At 69.9% G+C, this 7787-nt stretch carries 10 protein-coding genes; 4 read left to right on the top strand and 6 right to left on the bottom strand.

Annotated elements, in window-relative coordinates:
• Both ACFVV1_RS06715 and ACFVV1_RS06710 read left to right on the top strand, forming a co-directional pair.
• On the top strand, nt 1-1076 hold a 1076-nt coding region (locus tag ACFVV1_RS06715), incomplete at its 5' end, for an SUKH-4 family immunity protein (RefSeq protein ID WP_389985497.1).
• A 185-nt stretch (nt 1077-1261) separates the two neighbouring features.
• Nucleotides 1262-2155, top strand: a complete 894-nt coding sequence (locus ACFVV1_RS06710) for a cellulose-binding protein (protein WP_389985494.1) — start codon at nt 1262-1264, stop codon at nt 2153-2155.
• A gap of 142 nt (nt 2156-2297) precedes the next feature.
• On the opposite strand, the gene ACFVV1_RS06705 is transcribed toward ACFVV1_RS06710, so the two are convergent.
• From ACFVV1_RS06705 to ACFVV1_RS06690, 4 genes are all read right to left on the bottom strand, one after another.
• The gene (locus tag ACFVV1_RS06705) at nt 2298-2630 is read right to left on the bottom strand and encodes a toxin-antitoxin system, toxin component, PIN family protein (RefSeq protein WP_389986351.1); all 333 of its coding nucleotides are present in this window, start codon (nt 2628-2630) and stop codon (nt 2298-2300) included.
• Between the two features lie 43 nt (nt 2631-2673).
• Nucleotides 2674-3330, bottom strand: coding sequence for a DUF433 domain-containing protein (locus tag ACFVV1_RS06700; RefSeq protein WP_389985491.1), 657 nt, complete (start codon nt 3328-3330; stop codon nt 2674-2676).
• Between the two features lie 135 nt (nt 3331-3465).
• Nucleotides 3466-3606, bottom strand: a complete 141-nt coding sequence (locus tag ACFVV1_RS06695; RefSeq protein WP_389985488.1) for a DUF397 domain-containing protein — start codon at nt 3604-3606, stop codon at nt 3466-3468.
• A complete protein-coding gene (locus ACFVV1_RS06690; protein ID WP_389986348.1) occupies nt 3569-4483 on the bottom strand; it encodes a Scr1 family TA system antitoxin-like transcriptional regulator in 915 nt (304 codons plus the stop codon). The genes ACFVV1_RS06695 and ACFVV1_RS06690 overlap by 38 nt, the downstream gene beginning before the upstream one ends.
• 259 nt (nt 4484-4742) lie before the next feature.
• Here ACFVV1_RS06690 and ACFVV1_RS06685 point away from each other — a divergent pair, with 259 nt between their 5' ends.
• Both ACFVV1_RS06685 and ACFVV1_RS06680 read left to right on the top strand, forming a co-directional pair.
• The gene (locus ACFVV1_RS06685) at nt 4743-5183 is read left to right on the top strand and encodes an ATP-binding protein (protein ID WP_389985485.1); all 441 of its coding nucleotides are present in this window, start codon (nt 4743-4745) and stop codon (nt 5181-5183) included.
• A gap of 7 nt (nt 5184-5190) precedes the next feature.
• A complete protein-coding gene (locus ACFVV1_RS06680; RefSeq protein ID WP_389985482.1) occupies nt 5191-5415 on the top strand; it encodes an AAA family ATPase in 225 nt (74 codons plus the stop codon).
• Nucleotides 5416-5459: 44 nt separating this feature from the next.
• Here the strand turns inward: ACFVV1_RS06680 and ACFVV1_RS06675 are convergent, their stop codons facing one another.
• The gene (locus tag ACFVV1_RS06675) at nt 5460-7079 is read right to left on the bottom strand and encodes a cation acetate symporter (RefSeq protein WP_389985479.1); all 1620 of its coding nucleotides are present in this window, start codon (nt 7077-7079) and stop codon (nt 5460-5462) included.
• Nucleotides 7076-7540, bottom strand: coding sequence for a DUF485 domain-containing protein (locus tag ACFVV1_RS06670; RefSeq protein WP_389985476.1), 465 nt, complete (start codon nt 7538-7540; stop codon nt 7076-7078). The genes ACFVV1_RS06675 and ACFVV1_RS06670 overlap by 4 nt, the downstream gene beginning before the upstream one ends.
• Between the last annotated feature and the right edge of the window lie 247 nt (nt 7541-7787).

Raw genomic sequence — 7787 nt, 5'->3', positions numbered from 1 at the left:
CGCCCGGTCCGCCCGGCCCTCCCGGTCCGCCCGGAATGCCGCAGGGCGGCGCCCCCACGCCGCCGCCCCCGGCGTACGGGTATCCGCAGGCACCTGTCGGTCAGCCGACCGTCGGCCCCGGCTACCAGGCCGTGCTGCGCTACCGCGCGCCCGACGGCAGCGAGCAGCAGCTGATCCGCCGCTCGGCGCCCGGCACCCCGCATCCCGAGTGGCAGATGCTGCACGAGCTGCGGGCCATGAACGTGCCGCCGCAGCAGGTCATCGAGCTGCACACCGAGCTGGAGTCGTGCGAGCTGCCGGGTGGGTACTGCGCGCGGATGATCCGGGAGACCTGGCCGCAGGTGCGGATCACCAGCGTCGCCCCGTACGGCACCGATCACGCCAGCCGTCAGCAGGGCATGCAGCATCTGCTCACCCATCAGGGCGAACTGCATCAGGTGGCGGACGGGCCGGCGCGTCCGGCGCCGGTGCGGGCGCCGTTGCCGCAGATGCAGCCCGTGCCGCCGGTGCCGCCGGAGGCCGTTGCGCAGGAGCTGCTGCAGGCCTTCGGGCCGCAGGGCATCCTCCGCTTCGATCAGCGCGCGGTGTCGCGTCAGGGTGTGCCCGAGACCGTCGCACAGACGCTGGTGTGGGCGGGGCTGCCCGCCGACTTCGGGCCGTTCTTCTGGGCGCAGCCGGGTCAGCCGGTGGTGCCGACGCTGGGTGAGCTGGCCGCCCAGCGGCAAGTGCAGGCCGCTCCGGACGCGGGGTCGTATCTCGTCATGGGGTCCGACTTCGGGCGGGCGATCTGTGTCCAGTACGGCACCGCGAACATCGTGGCGGTGCCGGTCGAGGCAGGGCCCGGCGGGCAGTCGGTGGCGCCGCAGTTCGTGAACACCGGGCTGCCGGAGTTCCAGCGTTCGATGGCGCTGCTCGGCCGGATGTGGCGGCTGCGGTTCGGGCTCAATCCGGAGCAGGCGGGCCGCTGGACGGTCGACTTCCAGGCCCAGCTGGTGGCGCTGGACGCGGCGGCGCTGGCGTCGCCGGAGAACTGGTGGTCCGTACTGCTCGAGCAGATGTGGGACGGACTGATCTGACCCGGCAGGTTTCCGCGGACGGCGCCCGGTCCCCCTCAGAGGGGGACCGGGCGCCGTGCTGTGCGCGGTCTGTGATGCCGGTCGCTTCCGTCCGGAAAGTCGCTGATCGATTCCGACTTCTGTGGCAATTGCCGCATCCTTAGACGTACTGCAGGTGGTCGGAGAGTCGGAAAGAGGCTTCAGGGATGAGTTCTGCACCGGTGTCCGCGCATGGCTTCGTCGGCGTACGGGGACGTGGCTACCGTCCGGAGCAGGTGGACCGGGCCGTGGGCGCGCTGTCGGCGGAGCGGGACGAGGCGTGGGAGCGGGTGGCCCGGCTGACCGCGCTGGTGGAGGAGTTGTCGGCCGAGTCGGTGCGGCTGAGTGAGGCCGTCGCCCAGCTGGCCCCGCAGGATTACGCGTCGCTCGGTGAGCGCGCCCAGCGGATCCTGGCGCTCGCCGAGGGCGAGGCCGAGGCCGTCCAGGGCGCCGCCCAGGAGGAGGCGCAGGCGTTGCGGGACGCGGCGGACGAGGCGGGCCGGGGTCTTCGCGAGTCGGCGCGCGCGGACGCCGGGGCGATGTGGACAGCGGCCGAGAAACATGCCGACGAGACGTTGTCCGCGGCCCGGGGCACCGCCGAGCAGACCCTCGTCGAGGCCTGCGAGGAGGCCGCGGAGGTGCGGGAGCTGGCGGAGTCCGCGATGGCCGAGACGCGTCGTCGCACCGCGAGCGTCCTGGCCCACCAGGAGCAGGAGCACGCCGAGCGGTGGAGCGCGGCCGAACGTGAGGTGGTGGAGGCCGAGGCGGCGCAGGCGGCGCGGCACGACGAGCTGACCGAGCAGGCGGAGGCCCGTCTGGCCGAGGCGCGGCGGGCGCTGGCGGAGACGGAGGAGGCCGCACGGCACGGTCAGGAGGACGCGGAGGCGCAGGGCGCGGAGCTGATCGCGGCGGCCAGGATCCGTGAGGAGCGGGTGGTCCGGGAGACGGAGCGGATTCTGCGGGAGCACGAGGAGGGCCGCGAGGAGGTGCAGGCGCACATGGCGCACGTACGGAACTCCCTCGCGGCGCTCACCGGGCGGGTGGGCCCGACGGAGGACTGATCAGTGCACTGTCACTGTCACGGGTATTCGCGTAGGTGGAACCGGGCTGCGACGGCCTCAAGGACTGGCGGCGTGACATCGCGTTCTTCAGTGAGGTCCGGGCCTGGACGCCCTCGCACTCGGTGTCACGGAAGTCGAGCCGTCACGGCCAGGTGTTCTCGATGCAGTCGTGCCGGATCGCATAGGCGGCCGGACCGCCCTTCTCGACCGCCCGGTAGACAGCGGAACGATGGGTATCGAGGCGCTGCACCATCTCGATACTGCGCAGCTGCTGGTTGTCGAGATAGAAGAGCACGGCCGACCGGTCCAGGACGGGCCGGATTTCCCGGTCGCGTGTCTTGATGCGGCCGTCCTTGGTCAACGGGACCCACGAACGGTCGAGGCCGTGGGTGATCCACTCCTCGTCGGGGATGTGCTGTCCGTCTTCCGGAAACACGTCCGCGATGCGGTGGACGACCCAGCCCCGTGCCCGCAACTCCTCCGCTACACGACGCCCGAAATTCCGGTCGAGTAAGAACTCAGGCTGCAAGGTGCACCACTGCTTCGCAGAGCGCGTCCACCTGCTCCGGAGTCATGTCGAAGTCGTAGGCGATGTCCTCGACACTTTCCCCGGCCTCCCACAGATCGGTGATGGCTTTGACGGAGACATGGTTCGCCGCGACGACCGGCAGCCCGCGTCCGAACCGGGGGTCGATCACGACCGGGACCTTCTCCCCGTACTGCCTGAGTTGCAGGCTCGACGGGAAATCGTCGTCCGCCTCCCACGTGAGGTAGCGGAGGTATTCGGCCACGACCTCGTGGATGGGTGCTTGGCCGTCCCTCGCCCTGCGCAGGTCGCCGAGGCCGTGCTCGACGAAGATGTCCACGCCGTCCGTCGCGATGCGCTTCGAGACCAGGCCGTACGGGGTGTCGAAGGCATCCCGCACGGCGGCTGCGGCCTCTCTGATCTCGCTCATCCGCAGCCCGAGGGTGCGCAGGGACCGCAGGACGTGGGCCTCGGCCACCGCGATGAACGGTACGGAGGGTTGCCCCTTGCGTACCGGTTCCACCGCGTGCACCAGGGGGGCGCCGGCGGCTTTTCCGTTCAGCCAGGCGGTGAGGGTCGAAGACGGAATCTGCAGGTACGAGGACGTCTCCGTGGGCGTCAGGAAGCCGTCCGTGAATCTGTCGACCATGTCCACCTCCCGTGGCATCGGCCCGCATCGTTGCATATCACCCGGCCTGTCGCTCGCAGGCGGCGTATCCGGATGTCCGCCCACGTGCCGTCCCTCGGATGCCGCAGCGTGTCGGCCGGTCCGAGGGCCCGCCGACTACCGGCCGGGGTGGAAGCGGCGGTCTCTCTTCAATTCGGCTATGAACGAGGTCCAGGAGGGCGCGGCGAAGGCCAGTGCCGGGCCGTGGACCGCCTTGCTGTCACGGACGGGGACGACTCCGGGGAATCCGTCCGCCACTTCCACGCAGTTGCCTCCCTCCTGATTGCTGTAGCTGCTTTTGCGCCAGGCGGCGGCGGTCGGATCGGGACGGGACACTCGCGTCACGGTGGTTGTCCTCCATCGCGGATCGGATCATGTCGAGCGACATGAGAGGGGGCAGAGCTGCCGCCCGGAGCTGATCGTAGGTCACCGCGAAGCGCCTGACTTCCTCTGGATCCTCGATCAACTGGCCGTAGTGCGCGCCTTCTGTGTAGCTGACCTCTGTGCCGCCTGGAAGGACCAGAACGGTCAGGGATCCGCCCATGGCGGCGTGCTCGCCCTGGGCGAACGGCAGTACCTGCAGAGTGATGTGGGGTTCCTCGGCCGCGGCCAGCAGGTGGGCCAGTTGGGCGCGCATGACTGCCGGGCCACCCACCGGGCGTCGTAGCACTGCCTCGTCGAGGACCACCCACAACTCGGGACGATCGACGGACCGCAGGCGCTGCTGGCGGTCCATTCGTGCCGTCAGCCGCTCCTCCAGGTGTTCCTCGCTCTTGAGCGTGCGTCCGACACTCAGTACCGCCCGTGCGTAGGCCTCGGTCTGCAGTAGGCCCGGCACCACGTGTGCGGCGTACTCCCTGATCACCGCCGCTCGCGCCGAGAGGGCCATGAACGTCTGTGCCCAGTCCGGGAACGCCTCCCGGTGGACGAACGGCCACAGGTCGACCAGCAGGTCGTCCGCCACCAGTGCGGTGTCCAGGGCCTGTGCCAGCGTCTGGGTCGGCTTGGCTCCGGACGACCGCTCGATCTGGGTGATCCGGGTGCTGACGACGTGTGTCATCCTGCCCAGTTCGGCCTGGGTCAGCCCGGCCGCCGCACGGAGTTTGCGTACGCGTGAACCGAACAGCGCGGCCATCGATTCCTGGGGGTCGATCGCCTTGGCCATGGCTTCACTTCCTCTGCTTACGGCCGGGAAGGTAATGCTTCGTCACCTTCTGAGCCTAGGTGTTCCGGTCGACTCTTGACTGCGGAACGTAGCGAATTCCGCACTCTGTGGGATGCGCGAGGAATGACAGGACGGGATGGGCCGCACCATGCTCAAGGCAGTGACTGTGCCGGACGACGGGCCGGAGCGAGAGTCGAACGGCACTTCGCATGCGGAAGGACGCGAGGCAATGACGCCCCCGGCCGTCCAACGGCGCTTCTTCTCGATGCAGTTCACGTCCACCGCGCGCGGTGCCCGGCTCGCCCGGCAGGCGACGGTGAGGCACCTCGGGCAGTGGGAGTTCTCCCCGGCGTCGGAGGTCTCCTGCACCGTCGCCCTGGTGGTGGCCGAGCTCGCGGCCAATGCTGTGCGCCATGGCCGGGTCCCTGGCCGGAACTTCCTCCTGAGCGTGACGTACGAGACGGGAGCTCGCCGGATCCGTGTCGAGGTCTCCGATGCCTGCCCGGAGCTGCCGCCGGTCGGCCCGTTTACGCCGGCCGATGACGAGGAGTCGGGGCGGGGGCTGGTCCTCGTCGGTGCGCTTGCTGCCCGGTGGGGGGCGGCTCCGCGCACTCCCCTCGGGAAGACGGTGTGGGCGGAGTGCCTTGCCGAGCCAACTGATGCTGAATAGCGCCTAGTTGTTGGTAACCCGGGTCGCAACATCGGCCGCGAGCCGCATCTATCTGGATTCGGTCTCCGTTACCGGGTTCCGCGGAATCGGGCCCAGGGTGAAGCTCGACCTCGCTCCCCGGCCCGGTGTGACGTTGGTCGTGGGGCGCAACGGCTCGGGCAAGTCGAGCCTTGCCGAGCGCTCACCCCGGGGGCGTCCTGTCACCGATGTCGTGACCTTGTTGGACATCTGATCGCCATTCTCCGGCCGACGCCTGCGGACTCCGCGCCCCCGTCCTCAGGGGCGGGGCGCCGGTGGCACCCCCGCCAGGATCCGGGGCTCCTCCTCGTCGTACCGGCGGCGGGCCTCGGCCGCCGTGTATCGGGGGAGCACCGTGCCCAGCCAGCCCGCCAGGAATCCGGCCGGGATGGAGACGAGGCCGGTCGTGGTGAACGGGAACCAGTTGAAGTCGTGACCGGGGAAGACCGAGGAGGGTGAGCCCGAGACCAGATTGGTGCCGGTGATCAGCACCATGACGGTGACGGTGCCGACGATCAGGGTGCAGAGCAGTCCGGTGCGCGTGAAGCGGCGCCAGAACATGCTGTAGACGAGGGCCGGGGCCAGCGCCGACGCGCCGACGCAGAACGAGAGCGTCGCCAGTGCCTGCACGTTCCAGTGTCTGGCCACGACGGCGAGGGTGATGGCGAGCAGGCCGATGGCGACCGCCGAGGCCTGTGCCGTACGCATTTCGGACAGGCGCGGCAGTGGCTTTCTGTCCGGGTCGCGCACCCCGTGCAGTCCGTGGGCGAAGAGATCGTGTGCGAGGGAGTTCGCGCAGGCGAGGATCATTCCGGCGACGGAGGCGAGCAGCGTCAGGAAGATCGCTGTCGTCATCGTCGTGACGATCAGCGCGCCCAGTTGGCCGCCGCCCGCGACCATGCCGCTGACCTGGAGGATCGAGCTGTTTCCGGATGCTCCGGCGGCGTTGATGCGGTCGTGGCCGACGAGTGCGCCCGCGCCGAAGCCGATCACGACGACGAGGAGACAGATCGTGGCGACCACGGCGATCGCCCAGGACAGTGAGCGGCGGACGGCCTGGGTGGAGCGGCCGCTCGTCATGCGCATGGCCACGTGGGGCAGGCAGGCGGCACCGAGTACCACGGTCAGTTCGGAGCTGACCATGTCGAGTCCGCTGCCCTCGAACTGGAGCCCCGAGCGCAGATACGCGGCCCCGGCGCCGCTGCTGTTCCGGGCGGCCGAGAGCAGGGCGCCGGTGTCCCAGCCGAAACGGTTCATGACCAGTACGGAGATGGTGAAGGCGGCGACGAAGAGGACCACGGTCTTCACGATCTGGATCAGTGACGTGCCCTTCATGCCGCCGATCGACGCGTAGGCGATCATCAGGATGCCGAGCCCGATGATGGCGCCGGTGCGGAATCCCGAACTGTCGAAGCCCAGGATGAAGGCGAGCAGATCGCCGCTGCTGGCGAGTTGGACGACCATCATCGGGACGAGCGCGGCGAGGGTGGTCGCACAGGCGGTGATGCGGACGGCGCGGCCGGGGGCGCGGCGCACGAGCAGGTCGCCCATGGTGAACCCGCCCACGTTGCGCAGGGGTTCGGCCAGCAGGAACATCAGCAGGACGAGCGAGAGGGTGATGCTCAGGGCGAGGATCGTCCCGTCGTAGCCGGTGAGGGCGATGATGCCGGTGGTGCTGAGAACCGTGGCGGCGGAGAGGTAGTCGCCCGCGAGGGCGAGGCCGTTCTGCAGGGGCGAGAGCGAGTGGGAGCCGGCGTAGAACTCGTCGAGGTCGTCGCGGTCCGGACCCGTCATCACACAGAGCAGCAGGGCCACGGTGGCCACCGCGAGAAACGCCACCAGGGACATCGACCGCGCGGAGTTGTCGAATCCGTTCACCGCGCCGCTCCCGCTCTTCGGAGCCGGGCGGCGAGCGGGTCGACCGTGTGCCGGGCGGTCCGTTCGTACAGGACGATGGCGAGCAGCGTCACCGGGAGCTGGCAGAGCCCCAGCGTCAGGCCGATGTTGAGGCCGCCGAACAGCGGGCGCTCCATCAGGTCCTTGGCGAAGCCCGAGAGCAGCAGGAAAACGACGAAGTAGCCGAGTGCGGTCAGGGTCGTGATGCGCCGCAGCAGCCGGTACGCGGTGCGCAGCCGGCGCAGGTCGCCGTGGCTGGGGGCTCCGGCCGCGGGGGTGGCGGGCGGTCCCGGCAGATCCGGGGGCGGTACGGGGTCCGAACTCTGCCAGGGCAGCAGGTAATCGGGGAGTTGCGGGGGCGGAGGCTGATGCCGTCGGGGCGCCGTCGGCGGCCGTTCGGGCCAGGAGGAGTACGGGGACGGGGGTGGGCTTCCGTACGACATCGGGGTGCTGCTCCTTGCATGGCTCGGGTCCTGGGCTGGACGGCAAGGCAGGAGTGCGGTGGTGCTGTCGGAAGCGTGAACATTACTCGCGGGTATGGGGAGTTGGGGAGACGTTGGCCGGAACTACCCAAGGTAATGGCTCAGTTGGGTGAGGTCCGGCCTGGCGGAAGCCCCGTGGAAAGGTCTTCGACGGCGCTTGTTCACCTGTGGGGACGGCGACACGGGCCCGCCCGGCGCCGTGGCGCCG

It is taken from the genome of Streptomyces sp. NPDC058092 (assembly GCF_042884935.1).
Taxonomy (GTDB): domain Bacteria; phylum Actinomycetota; class Actinomycetes; order Streptomycetales; family Streptomycetaceae; genus Streptomyces.
This window is presented reverse-complemented; position numbering and strand designations above follow the sequence as displayed.

Bases quoted from the DNA above. Each gene is read 5' to 3' on its own strand.
- ACFVV1_RS06670 (WP_389985476.1), bottom strand. From the start codon at position 7,540: ATGTCGTACGGAAGCCCACCCCCGTCCCCGTACTCCTCCTGGCCCGAA.
- ACFVV1_RS06685 (WP_389985485.1), top strand. From the start codon at position 4,743: ATGACGCCCCCGGCCGTCCAACGGCGCTTCTTCTCGATGCAGTTCACG.
- ACFVV1_RS06710 (WP_389985494.1), top strand. From the start codon at position 1,262: ATGAGTTCTGCACCGGTGTCCGCGCATGGCTTCGTCGGCGTACGGGGA.
- ACFVV1_RS06700 (WP_389985491.1), bottom strand. From the start codon at position 3,330: ATGGTCGACAGATTCACGGACGGCTTCCTGACGCCCACGGAGACGTCC.
- ACFVV1_RS06690 (WP_389986348.1), bottom strand. From the start codon at position 4,483: ATGGCCGCGCTGTTCGGTTCACGCGTACGCAAACTCCGTGCGGCGGCC.